Genomic DNA, 16,494 nt, shown 5'->3' on the forward strand with positions numbered 1-16,494 from the left:
TGTGAGTCTTCACAGTCTGCTGGCGAATTGCCCTGGTTTGGACTTAGATGAATCATGTTCACGCATCAGGAGTGCGCCATGCAGTTCGACGAAGTTCGCCCAGAGCATTTCACCACGCTGTCCCGCAACCCGTTTCCGCATATTCTGATCGACCGGGCCTTGCAGCAGATCGCCGGCGGCAGCGCCGATGGCTCGCAGTTCCGCAAGGACGTGCTGGCCGCGGCGGGCTGGAGCCATGGCGGGCTGACGCCGTTCGGCAAGTATCCGGCCGACGCCTGCGTGGCGTTCAACCGCATCCGCAAGGTTTTGGAAGTGACCCAGGAGCCTGGCGCGATTCTGGCGGAGCTGGAGAAGGACGCGCCCACGGTCTGAAGCCCGGCGCGCATCATGCAAAAGCCCGCCTGTCGGCGGGCTTTGTTCTTGCGTGCAGACGCCGGATCTAGCCGGCGGCCTTTCTCAGGATGATGTACAACTCATCCTTCAGCCGCAGTTTTTCCTTTTTCAGGGTTTCGATTTCGAAGTCGACGGAAGGCTCGATGCGCGCTTCCATATTCTTGATCTTCTGGTCCAGGTCGTTGTGTTTGTTGAACAGGCGGGTGAAGTGCTCGTCTTCGGTTTTCAGCTTGCTGATCAGTTCGCGGTATTCGGGAAACATGGGCGACTCCTTGGGCGGGTGGATACATGGAGCGGCTGACGACGCGGACCCGGGCGAAGCCTAAGGGCAAAAACTGCGGCCGTCAGCGATCAGATACTGCCAAACCATGCTAACACCGCGCGGCGGCGAAGGTTATTGATCCAGAGCAGACACCCACCCTTAGGCCAGCCGGGCGCGGCAAGGCGCGCTCAGAGTCTGTTCAACGCCGTATCGCCGAAGCGCGGCAGGTTCTCAGGGCTTGAACCAGGGGCGTCCGCGCTGGGTGGGCAGCTGGTAGCGTTCCGCCAGTTTCTCGTAGCCGCCGGCGGCGGCGAAGCGGCGCAGGCCCTGGTTGAAGCGGTCGCGGTCGCGGACGTCGCGGAAGGTCAGCCGGTAATGGGTGGGGGTGAACAGCGCGTACGGGCAGAGCTTGGCGCCGACGTCGATTTCCCGGCGCAGCTCGTGGCTCAACTGCTGGAAGATGTTGACGTCGGAAATCGCCACGTCGGCGCGCTCGCTGTACAGCAGGCGGTTGAGGGTGACCTGCGGCGATTCTTCCCGGTAGGACGTAATCTGCGGCGCCAGCGCGGCGAAGTCGGGGCCCAGGTAGAGGTGGGCGCCCTGGAAGGCGGCCACCCGGAAACGGGCCAGGTCGTCCAGCCGGCGCAGGCGGATGCGGCGTTTGCACAGCGTGATCGCCATGTTCTGGTAGACGATGTAGGGCTCGGAAACATGGCCGCCGCTATTGGCGATGGCGGCGTCCACCTGGCCGTTGGCCAGCCAATTGTGCGCGCGCAGATTGGGGCCGAAGCGGATCTGGGGCTGATAGCCGGCCTGGATCAGGGCCTGGCGGACGATATCGTATTCCACGCCTTTGGCGCGCTCTGCGTCGATATAGGGCTGCTTGGTTTCGCCCAGCGCCACCCGGATCGATGGCAGCGCGGCTATCGGGGTGCTGAGCGCGCCGAACAGCAGGGCCGGCAAGGCGCGGCGGGCGAGGTGGAGCGGCGAGAAAGCCATGGGGCGGTAGCGGATATCGATGTCTTGCAATGGCGCGCGCGCTTGGGCGGGGCCGCCGAATAGATTATTTATAGCCGCTGGTCCGGGTCCGGTCTTGTCTGATGCGCGGACGCGGGCCGCGGCTGCCGCATTGTAGCGATTGCGCGGCCGGGCTTCCCGGCTTTCCGGCAAGGGGCCGGCAAAAAGCGAGAATATGGCTTATCCACAGGATTTGGCGCAATGCCGTGCTTATCCACAGCGTGCTTAGCGCAGAGCCTGCTGCGCGTCGGCGATGCCGTGTTGAAAACCCTTCTTATTTGATGCCCAGCCTTTCCATCCGATAACGCATGGAGCGGAAGGTCACGCCCAGCTGCTTGGCGGCCTGGGTGCGGTTGAAGCGGGTGCTTTCCAGCGCCTTGAGTATGGCCTCGCGCTCCACCCGGTCCAGAAAGTCCTGCAGCGCTTCGCCGTCGGCGCATGTCGGCGCTTCGCCGTCGCCGTGGCCGCCGTGATCGCCAGGCAGCAGTTGCAGGTCCGGCAATTCGATGTGGGCGTCGTTGGCCAGCGCCACCGCGCGCTCCAGGATGTTTTCCAGTTCGCGGAAATTGCCCGGGTAATTGTATTCCAGCAAGGCCTTGAGCGCCGCCGGCGCCAGCCGCGGTTTTTCATCGGGGGAAAAGCGTTCCAGCAGGCCGGCGATGTAGCGCGGCAGATCCTCGCGCAGTTCGCGCAGCGGCGGCATGCGCAGCGGCAGCACGTTCAGCCGGTAATACAGGTCCTGGCGGAAGCTGCCGGCGTCCACCCGCGCCGCCAGGTCTTTGTGGGTGGCGCAGATGATGCGCACGTCCACCGCTTCTTCCTGGGCGTTGCCGAGGCGGCGCACTTTCTTTTCCTGAATCGCGCGCAGCAGCTTGACCTGCATCGCCAGCGGCAGATCGGCCACTTCGTCCAGAAACAGCGTGCCGCCGTTGGCTTGCTGAAAGAAGCCGTCGCGGTCGTTGTCGGCGCCGGTGAACGCGCCTTTGCGGTAGCCGAAGAATTCGCTTTCCATCAGCGTTTCCGGGATGGCGCCGCAGTTGACCGGAATGAACGGCCGTTCGGCGCGCGCGCTGTGCTCGTGTATCATCCGCGCCGCCTGTTCCTTGCCGGTGCCGGACTCGCCGCTGAGGTAGACCGCGGCCTGGCTGCGCGCCAGCTTGCCGACCAGGCGCAAGGCTTCCTGGATCGCCGGGGATTCGCCGTCCAGCCGCACCGCGGCGCCGGGCTTGCCGTTGTCCACGCGCAGCACGGACTTCACCAGGCTGCGCAATTGCGCCAGGCTGACCGGTTTTTGCAGGTAGTCGAAGGCGCCGGCCTTCATCGCCAGCACCGCGTTGTCGGTGTTGCCGTAGGCGGTGATCACCGCGATGGGCACGTCCAGCCCCTGCTCGGCGATATGGCGCACCACCTCGATGCCCTCGCCGTCCGGCAGGCGCATATCGGTCAGCGCCAGGTCGAAGGGCTGGCTGTTCAGGCTGAGTTTGGCGGCGCCGACGCTGGCGGCGGTGGCCACGTCCAGCCCCATCTTGATCAGGGTCAGTTCCAGCAGTTCGCGGATGTCCGGTTCATCGTCGATCACCAGCACGCGCAGGGAGGATTTAGCCATAAGCCTTGTGACAGATCAGACGGAACACGCCGCCGGGCGGGCAGTAGTCCAGCCGCGCGTCGTTGGCTTCCGCCAGCTCGCGCGCAATGTACAGGCCCAGTCCGGTGCCGGCGCTTTCCGTGGTGAAAAAGGGTTCGAACAAGCGGGCCTGGGCATCTTCGCTCATGCCCGGCCCATCGTCCATGACCTTGATGGTCAGGTGGTTTTCCACTTCGCCCACTTCGATGCGCACCGCGCCCGGCTGTTTGCTGGAGTAGCGCCAGGCGTTGGCCAGCAGATTGTTGAGAATCTGGCCGAAATGACCGCGGTCGAACTGGACCGCGGCGGCCTGCGCCTGGTAGACGCAGCAGATCGCGCCGGCGGCGGCGGCCTCCACCACGCCGAAGTGGTCCAGCAGTTCGTCCAGAAAAGGCTGCAGCCGGATGGGCTCGGGCTTGATCCGGTCGCGGCGGTTCAAGGCCAGCACTTCCTGCACCATGTGGTTGATGCGCTTGCTATTGCCTTGCACGATGCGGATCAGCCGCTGGCGCGCGGGATCGGTTTCGTCTTCGGCCAGCAGATCCGCCGCGTGGTTGATCGCCGACAGCGGGTTGCGGATTTCATGGGCGATATTGGCGGTGAGCCGTCCCAGCGCCGCCAGCTTCACGCGTTTGCCCTCTTCCGCCATGTCGGCCATATCGCGCATGAACAGCAAGAGCGCGTGGTCGTCGCCCATCAGCACCGGCACCATGCGGCCCACCAATTGGCGGCCGCGGATATTGCGGTCTATGAAGCTGGGATTGGGCGGGCAGCCGTTGTGCCGCCAGCGCTCCACCAGCGGCAGCAGTTCCGGGACGACGTGGCCGCGGCGCATGGCGCCGAAGTAGCGCGCCGCCTGGTTGTTGAACTGGCGCAGCAGGCCGGACGGGTCCAGCACCACCACCGCGTCGCGCTGGCTTTGCAGCACCAGTTCGTTCAGGCGGTTGAGGTTGGCGATTTCGCCGCCGCGGCGGGTGGCCAAGGCCTCGGAGTCGCGCGCCACCCGGCCCAGCTTCCAGGTGACGATGGAGGTGATGAAGCCGGCGGTGGCCAGCAGCGCGGAGTAGTAGAAGTCGGAACCGCGGCCTATGCCCAGGTATTGCTCGACGCCGACGAAGGACAGCAGGATCAGCGTGGCGATGGAGGCGTAGAACAGCGCGTAGCGGCCGGAGGACAGCAGGCCGGCCACCGCCAGATAGGGCAGGAGCAGGATGCCGTAGCCGCTGCGCACGCCGTCGTTGATGCCCATCAGCAGCACGATCATCGCGATGTCGGCGGCGATGGCCAGGGTCAGTTGCAGGGTGTGGGCCAGCCGGCCGTTGCGCAGCAGGAACCAGGCGCCGATCAGCGCGGCGTAGACGCCGCTCCACAGATAGAAGGCCTTGCCGCCGGCCACCAGCGATTCGCCTTCGCGGTTGGCGAACAGCGACATCGCCAGCAGCACCAGCAGCAGCGCCGCCCGGAAGCTGTTGATGAAGACCAGCCCGCTGCGCGGGGTCAACGGCGTGGGCGGGCGGTCCCGGTTCATGTCGTCGGCAGCTCGCTGATGGCGCCGACGCTCCATTTCTTGGGCATCAGCTTGCCCTTCTTGCCGCGCTTGCCGGCGAACTCCGCCAGCGCCAGTTTTTCATCGGAGGCCTTGCCGCGCACCGACAGCGTGGACAGCAGCGCCTTGTCGCCGTTGACGAGGCCGACGGCGGTGAGGGCTTCGCCGTTGTCCAGCGCCATCAGCATCAGGCCGCGGCCCTTGGCCAGCTCCTTGAGCTCGGCGGCCGGGAAGGCCAGCAGCCGGCCGTTGTCGGCGGCGGCCACCAACTGGGTGGCTTCGACTATGCCGGCCGCCGGCAGCGGCGCTGGGGTCAGCACGCTTTCTTCCGGGTTCAGCGTCAGGAAGGCCTTGCCGGCCTTGACCCGGCCGGCCATGTCGCCCAGCTTGGCGATGAAGCCGTAACCGCCGGAACCGGCGACGACGAAGCGGGTCTCGTCCTTGCCGGACAGCATCTGCGCCGGCTTGGCGCCGTCCTGCAGGTCCACCAGCGAGGCCACCGGCACGCCGTCGCCGCGGCCGGTGGGCACGTCGGCCGGATCCACGGTGTAGGCGCGGCCCTTGGAGTCCAGCACGATCACCGACCACACGGTGCGGGTTTCCACCACGGTGTGCAGCGCGTCGCCGTCCTTGAAGGCCAGCGCGGCGAGGTCGACGTTGTGGCCGACGCGGGCGCGGATCCAGCCCTTTTGCGACAGGATGATGGTGACCGGCTCGTCGGCTATGGTCTGGGTCAGCACCGCGCGCTCGGCGGTCTTGATCTCGCTGCGGCGCTTGTCGCCGTATTTGGCGGCGTCGGCCTGGATTTCCTCGCGCATCATGGTGCGCAGCGCGTCCGGGGTGTCCAGCACGTGGCGCAGGCCTTCGCGCTCCTCGCGCAGGTCGGACAGCTCTTTCTCCAGCTTGAAGCCTTCCAGCCGCGCCAGTTGGCGCAGGCGGATTTCCAGGATGTCCTCGGCCTGGATCTCGGTCAGGCCGAAGGCCTTGATCAGGTCCGGCTTGGGCTCGTCGGATTCGCGGATCACGCGTATCACTTCATCGATGTGGATGAAGGCGATCATCCGCCCTTCCAGGATGTGGATGCGCTTTTCCACTTGGGCCAGCCGGTGCTGCAGGCGGCGGGTGACGGTGGTGCGGCGGAAGTCCAGCCATTCGCTGAGGATGGGCTTGAGACCTTTCTGACCCGGCCGGCCGTCCAGGCCTATCATCACCAGGTTCATCGAGGCGTTGCCTTCTAGGCTGGTCTGCGCCAGCAAGGTGTTGATGAACTCGTCCGGGTCCTGGCGGCTGGATTTGGGTTCGAACACCAGGCGCACCGGGCACTCGCTGTCGGATTCGTCGCGCACGCGGTCCAGCAGCGACAACATCAGGCTCTTCAGGTTTTGCTGGTCCTGGGTCAGCGCCTTCTTGCCGGTCTTGACCTTGGGATTGGTGGCTTCTTCGATCTCCGCCAGCACTTTCTGCGCGCTGGAGCCGGGCGGCAGTTCGGACACGATCACGCGCCACTGGCCGCGCGCCAGTTTTTCCACTTCCCACTTGGCGCGCACGCGCACGCTGCCGCGGCCGCTCTCATAGGCGGCGAGGATGTCTTCGGCCGGGGTGATGATCTGGCCGCCGCCGGGGAAGTCCGGGCCGGGCACGTATTGCATCAGCGCCGCGGTGTCCAGTTCCGGATCGTCCAGCAGCGCGACGCAGGCTTGGGCCACTTCGGTCAGATTGTGCGGCGGGATTTCGGTGGCGAGACCCACGGCGATGCCGGAGGCGCCGTTGAGCAGCACCATGGGCAGGCGCGCCGGCAGCAAGCGCGGCTCTTCGAAGGCGCCGTCGTAATTGGGTACGAAGTCCACGGTGCCCATGTCGATTTCCGACAGCAGCAGATCGGCGATCGGCGTCAGCCGCGCCTCGGTGTAACGCATCGCCGCCGCGCCGTCGCCGTCGCGGCTGCCGAAGTTGCCCTGGCCGTCGATCAAGGGGTAGCGCAGCGTGAAGTCCTGCGCCATGCGCACCAGCGCCTCGTAGGCGGAGCTGTCGCCGTGAGGATGGTATTTACCCAGGATCTCGCCGACCACGCGCGCGGATTTCACCGGCTTGGCGCCGTGGGCCAGGCCCATGTCGCGCATCGCGTACAGGATGCGGCGCTGCACGGGTTTCTGGCCGTCGGCCACTTCCGGCAGCGCGCGGCCCTTGACCACGCTCATCGCGTATTCCAGGTAGGCGCGCTCGGCGTAAAGGTCCAGCGGAATCCACTCGCCGTCGTCGGCGTCTGCCGCGGGCGGAGTGGGCGGCGGCGGGGTCAGGGCGGCGGCGCCGTCCGGCGTAATCTCGGCAAACAGATCGGTATCGTTCATATGGGCAAGGCAGGAGTTGAATCGGTTAGCGTTCATCGGCCGGCGTTTGCGCCACGGCAAAGCCTGTCCTCACGGTTATAGCTGGCAAACACGCCTTGTCGTAAGCTTGGCCCGGGCGCGCCGCTAAGCCGGCCGATGATAATGAATCAGTTCAGGGGAATTCTACTATGGCAAACCGAGTTGCGTGGCACTGCCACCGTTTCGATGGTTTTACGCCGCTGGCGCTGTATCGGGCCTTGCAGTTGCGCGACCGGGTGTTCGTGGTGGAGCAGCAGTCGATTTACGGCGACGTGGACGGCGTGGACCTGCACTGTCTGCACCTGTCCGGCCACGACGACGGCGGCCGGCTGCTGGCTTACGCGCGCCTGATCGCGCCGGGGGAGAAATACCCGGATGCGGCGGCGATAGGCCGGGTGGTGGTGGCGCCGGAGGCGCGCGGCCAGGGCCTGGGCAAGGCGCTGCTGGCGCAGGCGGTGGCGCAGTGCCGCGCGCATTTCCCGCAGGCGGCCGTCATGTTGTCGGCGCAGACCGACGCTCAGGCCTTGTACGAAAGTTTCGGCTTCTGCGTGGTGTCCGCGGCTTACGACGACGGCGGCATTCCGCATGTGGACATGCGGCGCGAGGCCGGCGTCTGAGAACCTGTTTACGATCTGCTGCGCGTCGGCGGAATAGTTAGACAAGGGCGTTGAAAACGCTTTCAGAATGCTCATGTACCCCCTGTGCATTCCGCTTCTTCAACCGTTTTCGCCTTGTCTCGCCTTAGCTCGCGAGATCGTAAACACGTTCTGAGCGCTCGCGGCATGGCCCACAATGAAAAACCCACCCCGCAAGAGGGTGGGCGCATTGGACGGGGCGTTGGGCTCAGCGCTTGACCGCCGGGCCGTCGCTGCCCAATTCCACCGCGTAGGCCAGCGCCAGTTGCGAGAACTTCAGCGCGTGGCGAGCCTGGTTTCCGGCGCTGGCGAGGGTGTCGCGCACGGTGTGGATATTGGGGTTGGACTGGTTGAAGGCGGACTCGAACGGGAAGGACGCCGGGTAGCCGTTCTTGTGCCAGGAGGCGTGGTCCGAGCACGCGTAGCCGCACGAGCTATAGCCCACTTTCAGATTGGGCAGATAGACCTTGGCCAGGTTGGCGAGGAAGGTGTTCTGCGACGCGTTGGTGTAGTCGGTGAACAGGAAGATGTCCTCCGCGCTGCCCTGGTAGTTGGTCATGTCCAGCTGCAAGGCGCCCACCACGTTGACCTTCTGCTGCTTGTAGCGGTTGGCGATGTCGGAGGAGCCGCGCAGGCCCACTTCTTCCGCCGCGTAGGCCATGAACTTGATGGTGCGGCGCGGCTGGTAGTTGTTGGCCATCAGCACGCGGATCACCTCGGTCAGGCTGGCGATGCCGGAGGCGTCGTCGTCGGCGCCCGGCGCGCGGCTGGTTTCGCCGGTGCCGTTGCCCACGGTGGAGTCCAGATGCCCGCCCAGCACCAGGGTTTCGGCGGCGTTGTCCTTGCCCTTGATGGTGAGGATCACCGATTTCTGCGGCCAGGCGCTGTGGGCGAACTGCTCCACGCTCACGTCGCCGCGGCCGGCGGCCAGCTGCCGCCATTGGCTGGCGATCCAGTTGGAGGCGTTGACGCCGTGGCTGGTAGTGTAGAAGCGGTTCTGGTAGTTGGACAGGGACTGGATGGTGCCGAGGATGTTGCTGTCCTGCAGCTGCGGCAACAGCTTGTTGACGGCGGCCTGGTCGTTGATCTGGTAGCTGGGCAGCAGCGCGCTGGCCACCGGGGCTTTCAGCGCGGTGCGCGCGTCCTGCAGATCCTTGTGCACGATGAAGCCGCCGCAATGGCGCAGGCTGTGGTGGATGGCGTCCGACAATTGCGGCAGCACGCTGTCGTCCACTTGCACCAGGTGGACCTTCTCGGTGGCCACGCCCTTGGCGGACACGCCGGCCGGCAGCGCGCTCACCGCCAGCTGGCGGCTTTCCTGACTGCGGCTTTTCGGGCTGACCTGTTGCAATAGCTGGTAGGCGTCGTCGCCGATGGAAATCCACACCGGGGCGGCCTGGGCGGCGCCGGCCAGGCTGGTGGCGGCCAAGAGCGCGACGAGACTCGGTTTGAGAGTGAGCATTCCGGAATTCCTGAGCGATGCCGGCCATGGACGGGCCATGGCCGGCGGATGGGAGAAACGGCGCGGGCCGTCATGGCCGCGCCGTCAGGCGGTCATCAGCTGCCGCAAGCCACGCCCACGGCGGTGAAGGCCTTGGTCACGTCGGCCTTGCTGTAGCCGCGCGCTTCGGCCGCTTTTTCAACGCCGCAAGCGGCGCTGTTGTAAGTGGCGTTGGAGGTCCAGTACAGGCGGTTGGCGTCCACGAATACTTCAAAGGCCTTGCGGGTGTTCCAGCCGGCGCTGGTGGCGATCAGGTAGAAGGCCTTGTTGTACACGCCGCTGGAGTAGTGCACGTCCAGGCCGCTGGTGTAGTCCTTGGCGTGGCCGATGGAGCGGCCGTCCTTGGTCGGATCGGCGAAGTAGCGCAGCGCGCCGGTCTGCTTGAAGATTTCCGCGCCTACCAGGAAGTCGTTCTTGCCCTTCATGTAGTACTCGGCGGCTTCGCCGGCCATGTCGGAGAACGCTTCGTTGATGCCGCCGGACTGGCCGCTGTAGACCAGGCCGGAGTTCTGCTCGGTGAAGCCGTGGCTGACTTCGTGAGCGGACACGTCCAGCGACACCAGCGGATAGAAGCGGGTGGCGCCGTCGCCGAAGGTCATCGCGCTGCCGTCCCAGAACGCGTTTTCATAGTTGCGGCTGTAATGCACCTTCATCAGCAGCTTCTGGTTGATCGGACGCAGGTTGAACCAGTCCTTGTACAGATTGAACACCACGTTGCCGAAGTAGTGGGCGTCGTTCAGCGGCGAGTAGGCGCCGTTGATCTGCTTGTAGGTGTTGGTGGGGCAAGCGAACTTGTACGGGGTGGTGCCGCTGGTGCCGCCGTTCAGGTTGATGGTGGCCACGTTGCCGCTGTCCATCTTGCAATCGCTGGTGACGATCAGCGGGCCGTAGTTGGTGCCGTACAGGTATTTGCCGGTCTTGGCGTTGCCGCCGGGACCGTTGGCTTCGGCGTGGTTCAGGCCTTCCCACTGCTTCAGCACCTGGCCGCTGTTGGCGTCGATGATGAGGTGCGGGCGGCTGGGCTCCTTACCGCCTTCCACCAGGAAGGACACCAGGTAAACCAGCTGGGCGGTGTTGTTGTCCAGACGGACCACCAGTTCCGTCTTCTCATTGCGGGTTTCGTAGCCGTTGGCCTTCAGCGCCTTGGCGCTGGCCAGCACCTGGGAGGCGCTGAGCGCCGGCTTGACCGAAGCCAGGTCGGAGCCGATGCCGCGCACATAGTAGCCGGACAGCTTGCTGGCTGCGGCGGTGGACGAGCCTTTGGCGAACTGTTTTTCCTCCACCACGGCCTCGCCCCACACCGGCACGCCCTGATAGAACTGCTGGTAGCGGGTGACGACTTTGCCGTTGGGGAACTGGGCGCTGCGCTGCGCTTTCAGTTCGCCCTGGTTGATGCCGGCGGCGCTGAACACGCTGGCGCCGTCGACGAGTTTGCTGGATTTGGCCAGCGCTTCCAGGTTGACGCGCTCGGCGGCGTGGGCGGAACCGTAAGCCAGGGCGAGAGCGGACAGCACCAGTACGCGAACCATCGCAGTTTGGGTTTTCATCACGACTTTTTCTCCAATGTAGATCAGCAGGACACGGTAATGCCCCGCGTCAAGCCGGCGGGTCTTGCATAAAGGCCGCCGGCGCCAGACAGGCTTGCGCCTGCCCTTTCGGACGCTTGGAAACCGTTCCCTCAAGATGGCTGCCGCCATCGGGCGGGGAGGTTTTCGCCGCGTCCCTTATGCATTCCCGACATGGGACGTCGCTCTGAGCATGGGAAAGGAATTGCTGAAACCAGAGGACGTTGGCTTGGTTTGTTCTGACGACCACTTGCCAAATGCATAAATTATGTATTGGTTTTTCCGACTTGATATGCATCTGTTCTAAGTGCCAGTTGCCTGGGCATGGCCGGCGGCGGGCATGACCGAAATCAAAGCGGGGCGTCGAATCCTTGGTAGACAAGGAGAAGAGAGGGAAACATCAAGAAAATGAAAAGCCGCATCATCCCGATGCGGCTTGTTGTGATGCGGCAACATCCAAATCGCTATAAAAGCGGACAAACTGTCTAATTTGAGATGGTTGCAGTTTTTTGAATATGCGTAAAACTCATTATTTCAATGAGTTGTCCTCACTGGAGACCGGCTCACGGCGCCAGCCGCGCGATCTTCCAGCCGCCGTCTTCCCGCAAGGCGTACTGCACCCGGTCATGCAGCCGGCTGGGTCGGCCCTGCCAGAATTCCAGCCGGTCCGGCGTCACCGCGTAGCCGCCCCAATGCGGCGGCCGCGGCACGTTCAGCGGGTGTTTGACCCCGAACATCGCCGCGCGCGACACCAGCACGCCCTTGGAGCCGATCTCGCTGCTCTGCTCGCTGGCCCAGGCGCCTACGCGGCTGGTGTAGGGCCGGCTGGCGAAATAGGCGTCGGATATTTCCGGCGCCACCTGGGCGGCGCGGCCCTCGATGCGGATCTGCCGTTCCAGCTCCGGCCAGAAGAAGGTCAGCGCCACATAGGGGTTGTCGCTCAGCTGGCGGCCCTTGCGGCTCAGATAATTGGTGTAGAACAGCAGCTGGCCGTCTTCCACGCCCTTGAGCAACACGATGCGCGATGTGGGGCGTCCGTCCGCGCCGGCCGTGGCCAGGTTCATCGCCGTGGGTTCCGGCATCTGCGCGGCGATGGCCTGGTCCAGCCAGCTCTCCAGCTGGGCCAGCGGGTCCGGCAGGCACTCCTCCGGCGACAATTCTTTCTTGGAAAAATCCTTGCGGATGTCTGCGAGGTTCAGCGACATTTCGTCCTCCTTGATGGGGCTTATCTTATGCCAGCTTCGCTTGGCCCATATAGGGGTTTGCGCAAGAAGAACGCGTTATTTGGGACGCGCGCGGCGCCGGATTCTGCTATGTCGTATAAGGCGCCGGCGACGGGCCGGCGCGGCTTGCCGCCGCGGCGCAGGACTTGCGGTTCAAGTTAGGCTAAAATACCCCATTTCTTTCCGCGGCTTATCCGCCCATGCATCTGTTCGCCCTTGGTTTGAACCACCATACCGCACCGCTCTCCATCCGGGAAAAGCTGGCTTTTCCTGCGGAGGTGTTGCCCAAGGCGCTGGACAGCCTGGTCAGCTCGCATGCGGCGCGCGAGGCGGCCATCGTCTCTACCTGTAATCGCACCGAAATCTATTGCACCGGCGGCGATCCGCAGGCGGCGCTCAGCTGGCTGGCGCAATATCACGGCCTGGCGCTGGCGGAAATGCAGCCCTATCTGTATCAACTGGACGAGGCCAACGCCGCGCGCCACGCTTTTCGCGTCGCCTCCGGCCTGGACTCCATGGTGCTGGGTGAAACCCAGATCCTGGGCCAGCTGAAGGACGCGGTGCGCAGCGCCGAACACGCCGGCACCATGGGCACCCTGCTCAACGGCCTGTTCCAGCGCACCTTCGCCGTGGCCAAGGAGGTGCGTTCCAACACCGCGGTGGGCGCCAGTTCGGTGTCGATGTCGGCGGCGGCGGTCAAGCTGGCCGAGCAGATCTTCCCCACCATTGGCGAACTGAACATTCTGTTCGTCGGCGCCGGGGAAATGATAGAGCTGGTGGCCACTCACTTCGCCGCGCGCAATCCCTCCTGTATCACCGTGGCCAACCGCACGCTGGAGCGCGGCCAGCGGCTGGCGGAGCAGTTCGGCGGCAACGCCGTCACCCTCGCCGAGCTGCCGGACATCCTGCCGCGCTACGATGTGTTGGTCACTTCCACCGCCAGCCAGCTGCCCATCATAGGCAAGGGCATGGTGGAGCGCGCGATCAAGGCGCGCCGTCACCGCCCCATCTTCATGCTGGACCTGGCGGTGCCGCGCGACATCGAAGTGGAAGTGGGCAAGCTGGCCGATGTGTTCCTGTACAGCGTGGACGACATCGCCAGCGTGGTGGAAGTGGGCAAGGAAGCGCGTCAGAGCGCGGCCGCGGAAGCCGAAACCATCATCCAGGCCCGGGTTTGCGAGTTCAGCGACTGGCTGAAGAAGCGCGAAACCGTGCCCTTGATCCGCGCGCTGCGCGACGATGCGGACCGGCTGCGCCGCGCCGCGCTGGACGCCGCGCTCAAGCAGCTGGCGCGCGGCGAAGCGCCGGAGCGGGTGCTGGAAACCCTGTCGGTGCAACTGACCAATAAATTGATGCATCCCCCCACCCGGGCCTTGTCGTCCGGGCGCGGCGCGGAGCACGACGCGCAGGTGGAAGCCGTGGCGCGTCTTTATCGTTTACACCCGGAGTCGTAATGAAAGCGTCAATTGCGGCCAAACTGGCGCAACTGGCCGATCGTCTGGAAGAGGTGACCCACCTCCTGGCCAGCGAGGCGGCCACTCAAAATATGGATGCGTTCCGCAAGCTCACCCGCGAGCACGCCGAACTCAGCCCGGTGGTGGAAACCTACCAAGGCTATCGCCAGTGCGAAAGCGACATCGCCGCGGCGGAAGACATGTTGTCGGACCCGGAAATGAAGGAGTTCGCCCAGGCGGAAATCGCCGAGGGCAAGGATAAGCTGGCGGTCTTGGAGCTGGAGTTGCAGAAGTTGCTGCTGCCCAAGGACCCCAACGACGAGAAAAACATCTTCCTGGAAATCCGCGCCGGCACCGGCGGCGACGAGGCCGCGCTGTTCGCCGGCGACCTCCTGCGCATGTATACCCGCTACGCCGAACGCAATCGCTGGCAGGCGGAGATCGTCTCCGCCAGCGAATCCGACCTGGGTGGTTATAAAGAAGTCATCGTGCGCCTGATCGGCTTCGGCGCCTATTCCCGGCTCAAGTTCGAATCCGGCGGCCACCGCGTGCAGCGGGTGCCGGTGACCGAGACCCAGGGCCGCATCCACACCTCGGCCTGCACCGTGGCGGTGATGGCCGAGGCCGACGAACTGGCCGACGTGGTGCTGAACCCGTCTGATCTGCGCATCGACACCTTCAGGGCCAGCGGCGCCGGCGGCCAGCACATCAACAAGACGGATTCCGCGGTGCGCATCACCCATATTCCGACGGGGATTGTGGCGGAGTGTCAGGACGGCCGTTCCCAGCACGCCAACAAGGCCAGCGCCATGCAAGTGCTGGCGGCGCGCATCATGGACATCCAGCGCCGAGAACAGCAGCAGAAGGAAGCGGCCGAGCGCAAGAGCCTGATCGGCTCCGGCGACCGTTCCGAGCGCATCCGCACCTATAACTTCCCGCAGGGCCGCATCACCGACCACAGGATCAATCTGACGCTGTACAAGCTGGATTACGTGATGGACGGCGATCTGAGCGAACTGACCGGCGCCTTGATCGCCGAGCAGCAGGCGGAACTGCTGGCGGAATTGGGCGAGTGAAAGCCGGGCGGTACTAGCCAGGATTATTGCGTTGCCGCTGTCGGCGCAACGCGCTACACTCGCAAACTCAAGAACGGGCGGTTCGCCGCCCGCGCCCAAGCGACGTTCGCGCCGCCTGGGCTTATTCTCCGAACTTTGGGCCACTCGCGTGGCCTTTTTTCTTGTCCGCTCGCCGGAGCGCGGGCAAAAAAAAGCCGGGCCCTGTCTGAACCCGGCAATGCCCAACGTGGATTGGCAGTTAATCTGGCGACGCCGCCGCAGTTTCGGCGACACGCGATAAGCGGTGGAAAATTCTCCGTTGCAAGCGGATGTCATCCTGTAATATTTATAATCCGTTACTATTTCAGTACGGATAAAGCCTTAGGCTCGGGAATGACGGTTCCGTTTCCGGGAAAGCCAAGGCCGGGCTTGGTTTTGGCTGCGGGCGCCGCGCTGGAAATCGGGGAGCGCGGCAGGGACGGTTCGATCAACGCGGAGCGGCGGTCTTCATGCCATTGACGCATGGCGGCGGCTTGCATGCCGCGGTCCGCCGTTCCAAGCCCAGCCGTGCCCGGCATGCCTAGCATACGATGTTGCGCCTGGCATGACAAAGCAGTTAATTTCATGATAACCATGATAAAAAGGCATGTAAGATGAAGCTGCCACCGCTGAATGCATTACGCGTATTTGTCGTCGCCGCCGAGCATTTGTCCTTCACCCGCGCCGCCGCCGCGCTCAGTCTGACCCAAGGGGCGGTCAGCCGCCACGTGCAAACGCTGGAGGAATACTACGGCGCCACTCTGTTCACCCGGCAGGCGCGCGGCCTGTCGCTGACCGCCGAGGGCGAGGCGCTGATCAAGCCGGCGCGAGAGGCCTTCCAATTGCTGAACGAGGCCAGCGAAGCGCTGCGGCTGCGGCAGAGCGATCTGCGCGTGCGCATGCCGCCCACCCCGGCGATGCGCTGGGTGCTGCCCAATCTGCCGGACTTCCAGACCCGCTATCCGGAATACACGCTGCACCTGGTGACCCAGCTGATTCACGACAAGCCGTTCAACCGCGCGGAGTACGATCTGGCGGTGGTGGGCATGGCGCGCGCCGAAGTGGCGCCGGACCTGCGCACCGAATGCATCTGCCGCGAAAAACTGATCCCGGTCTGCTCCCCGGCCCTGCTCAACGGCAAGCACCCGCTGAACACCCCGGACGATTTGCGCCATCACACCCTGCTGCACCCCTGGCGCGATCAGGACACCTGGAAGCGCTGGCTGAAACTGGCCGGCGTCAACGGCGTGAATCCGGAAAGCGGCGTCACCTTCGACGCCTCCGAATACGCGCTGCACGCCGCCGTCGCCGGCATGGGCGTGACCCTGGCCCAGGTGTCCATGGTGACCCAGGACCTGGATTCCGGCCGGCTGGTGATGCCTTTCGACACCGTGCTGGAGACCGAGTGGAGCTACTACCTGGTTTATCCGCACGAGCTGGCGGAACTGCCCAAGGTCAAAGTGTTCCGGGACTGGCTGGTGGCCATTCTGGCCAAGAGCGAGGCCAGCAGCTGGCTGGCCCGGCGCGGTTACTGAAGCGCGCGGCGGCGCGTCCGCGCCGCCGCCTAAGAACCCGTTCTAAGTGTGCGGCGCTTTGGCCGGATAGTTTAGACAAGGGCGTTAAGAACGCTTTCAGAATGCACAGGTACCCGCGGTACATTCCGCTTCTTCAATCGTTTTCGCCTTGCCCCGCTCTTGCTCGCGCGCCTTAAACAGGCTCTAAGAGCCCCTGCTTTGTAAATCTTTGTGTCCGCCACTGGATTCCTGGCCCTTCTCGGCGCAAAATAGTTGACTAGTCAATTATTGATGGATCAA

14 protein-coding genes are annotated in these 16,494 nt (G+C 64.7%); 5 read left to right on the forward strand and 9 right to left on the reverse strand.

Translation table 11 applies throughout. The annotated features are described in order from the left end of the window. The first annotated feature begins 54 nt into the window (after positions 1-54). Positions 55-372 carry a hypothetical protein gene (locus NK214_RS13850; protein ID WP_199225961.1) on the forward strand — a complete coding sequence of 106 codons (318 nt, stop codon included), beginning with the start codon at positions 55-57 and terminating at the stop codon, positions 370-372. A gap of 67 nt (positions 373-439) precedes the next feature. On the opposite strand, the gene NK214_RS13855 is transcribed toward NK214_RS13850, so the two are convergent. The 5 genes from NK214_RS13855 to parC all read right to left on the reverse strand — a co-directional run bounded on the left by NK214_RS13855 (position 440) and on the right by parC (position 7,190). Beyond that, positions 440-655 carry a YdcH family protein gene (locus NK214_RS13855; protein ID WP_107801369.1) on the reverse strand — a complete coding sequence of 72 codons (216 nt, stop codon included), beginning with the start codon at positions 653-655 and terminating at the stop codon, positions 440-442. A 231-nt stretch (positions 656-886) separates the two neighbouring features. Then, positions 887-1,684 carry a transporter substrate-binding domain-containing protein gene (locus NK214_RS13860; protein WP_253314774.1) on the reverse strand — a complete coding sequence of 266 codons (798 nt, stop codon included), beginning with the start codon at positions 1,682-1,684 and terminating at the stop codon, positions 887-889. Positions 1,685-1,946: 262 nt separating this feature from the next. Then, positions 1,947-3,278: a sigma-54 dependent transcriptional regulator gene (locus NK214_RS13865; protein ID WP_253314775.1), complete on the reverse strand. Its 1,332-nt coding sequence runs from the start codon at positions 3,276-3,278 to the stop codon at positions 1,947-1,949. Next, complete coding sequence (locus NK214_RS13870) at positions 3,271-4,824, reverse strand: PAS domain-containing sensor histidine kinase (protein WP_107801372.1); 1,554 nt, start codon at positions 4,822-4,824, stop codon at positions 3,271-3,273. Before NK214_RS13870 ends, NK214_RS13865 begins: the two co-directional genes overlap by 8 nt. Continuing rightward, positions 4,821-7,190: a DNA topoisomerase IV subunit A gene (gene parC / locus NK214_RS13875; RefSeq protein WP_253314803.1), complete on the reverse strand. Its 2,370-nt coding sequence runs from the start codon at positions 7,188-7,190 to the stop codon at positions 4,821-4,823. The genes NK214_RS13870 and parC overlap by 4 nt, the downstream gene beginning before the upstream one ends. A gap of 167 nt (positions 7,191-7,357) precedes the next feature. On the opposite strand from parC, the gene NK214_RS13880 reads away from it, so the two are divergent. Next, positions 7,358-7,825: a GNAT family N-acetyltransferase gene (locus NK214_RS13880; RefSeq protein WP_253314776.1), complete on the forward strand. Its 468-nt coding sequence runs from the start codon at positions 7,358-7,360 to the stop codon at positions 7,823-7,825. A 226-nt stretch (positions 7,826-8,051) separates the two neighbouring features. Here the strand turns inward: NK214_RS13880 and NK214_RS13885 are convergent, their stop codons facing one another. The 3 genes from NK214_RS13885 to pdxH all read right to left on the reverse strand — a co-directional run bounded on the left by NK214_RS13885 (position 8,052) and on the right by pdxH (position 12,114). Then, positions 8,052-9,305, reverse strand: a complete 1,254-nt coding sequence (locus NK214_RS13885) for a M28 family metallopeptidase (protein WP_107801375.1) — start codon at positions 9,303-9,305, stop codon at positions 8,052-8,054. A 95-nt stretch (positions 9,306-9,400) separates the two neighbouring features. Continuing rightward, positions 9,401-10,891, reverse strand: a complete 1,491-nt coding sequence (locus NK214_RS13890; protein WP_107801376.1) for a M4 family metallopeptidase — start codon at positions 10,889-10,891, stop codon at positions 9,401-9,403. Positions 10,892-11,472: 581 nt separating this feature from the next. Then, positions 11,473-12,114, reverse strand: coding sequence for a pyridoxamine 5'-phosphate oxidase (gene pdxH, locus NK214_RS13895; RefSeq protein ID WP_107801377.1), 642 nt, complete (start codon positions 12,112-12,114; stop codon positions 11,473-11,475). 218 nt (positions 12,115-12,332) lie between these two features. Here pdxH and hemA point away from each other — a divergent pair, with 218 nt between their 5' ends. Further along, entirely contained in the window at positions 12,333-13,586 is a 1,254-nt protein-coding gene (gene hemA / locus NK214_RS13900) for a glutamyl-tRNA reductase (RefSeq protein ID WP_107801378.1), read from the forward strand. Continuing rightward, positions 13,586-14,662: a peptide chain release factor 1 gene (prfA, locus tag NK214_RS13905; protein ID WP_107801379.1), complete on the forward strand. Its 1,077-nt coding sequence runs from the start codon at positions 13,586-13,588 to the stop codon at positions 14,660-14,662. The genes hemA and prfA overlap by 1 nt, the downstream gene beginning before the upstream one ends. 338 nt (positions 14,663-15,000) lie before the next feature. Here prfA and NK214_RS13910 read toward each other — a convergent pair whose 3' ends face one another. Continuing rightward, the gene (locus NK214_RS13910; protein WP_253314777.1) at positions 15,001-15,180 is read right to left on the reverse strand and encodes a hypothetical protein; all 180 of its coding nucleotides are present in this window, start codon (positions 15,178-15,180) and stop codon (positions 15,001-15,003) included. A 114-nt stretch (positions 15,181-15,294) separates the two neighbouring features. Between NK214_RS13910 and gcvA the strand changes: the two genes are divergently transcribed. Continuing rightward, a complete protein-coding gene (gene gcvA, locus NK214_RS13915; protein WP_019102440.1) occupies positions 15,295-16,215 on the forward strand; it encodes a transcriptional regulator GcvA in 921 nt (306 codons plus the stop codon). The last annotated feature ends 279 nt before the right edge of the window (positions 16,216-16,494 follow it).

It is taken from the genome of Chromobacterium sp. S0633 (assembly GCF_024158805.1).
Classification (GTDB): domain Bacteria; phylum Pseudomonadota; class Gammaproteobacteria; order Burkholderiales; family Chromobacteriaceae; genus Chromobacterium.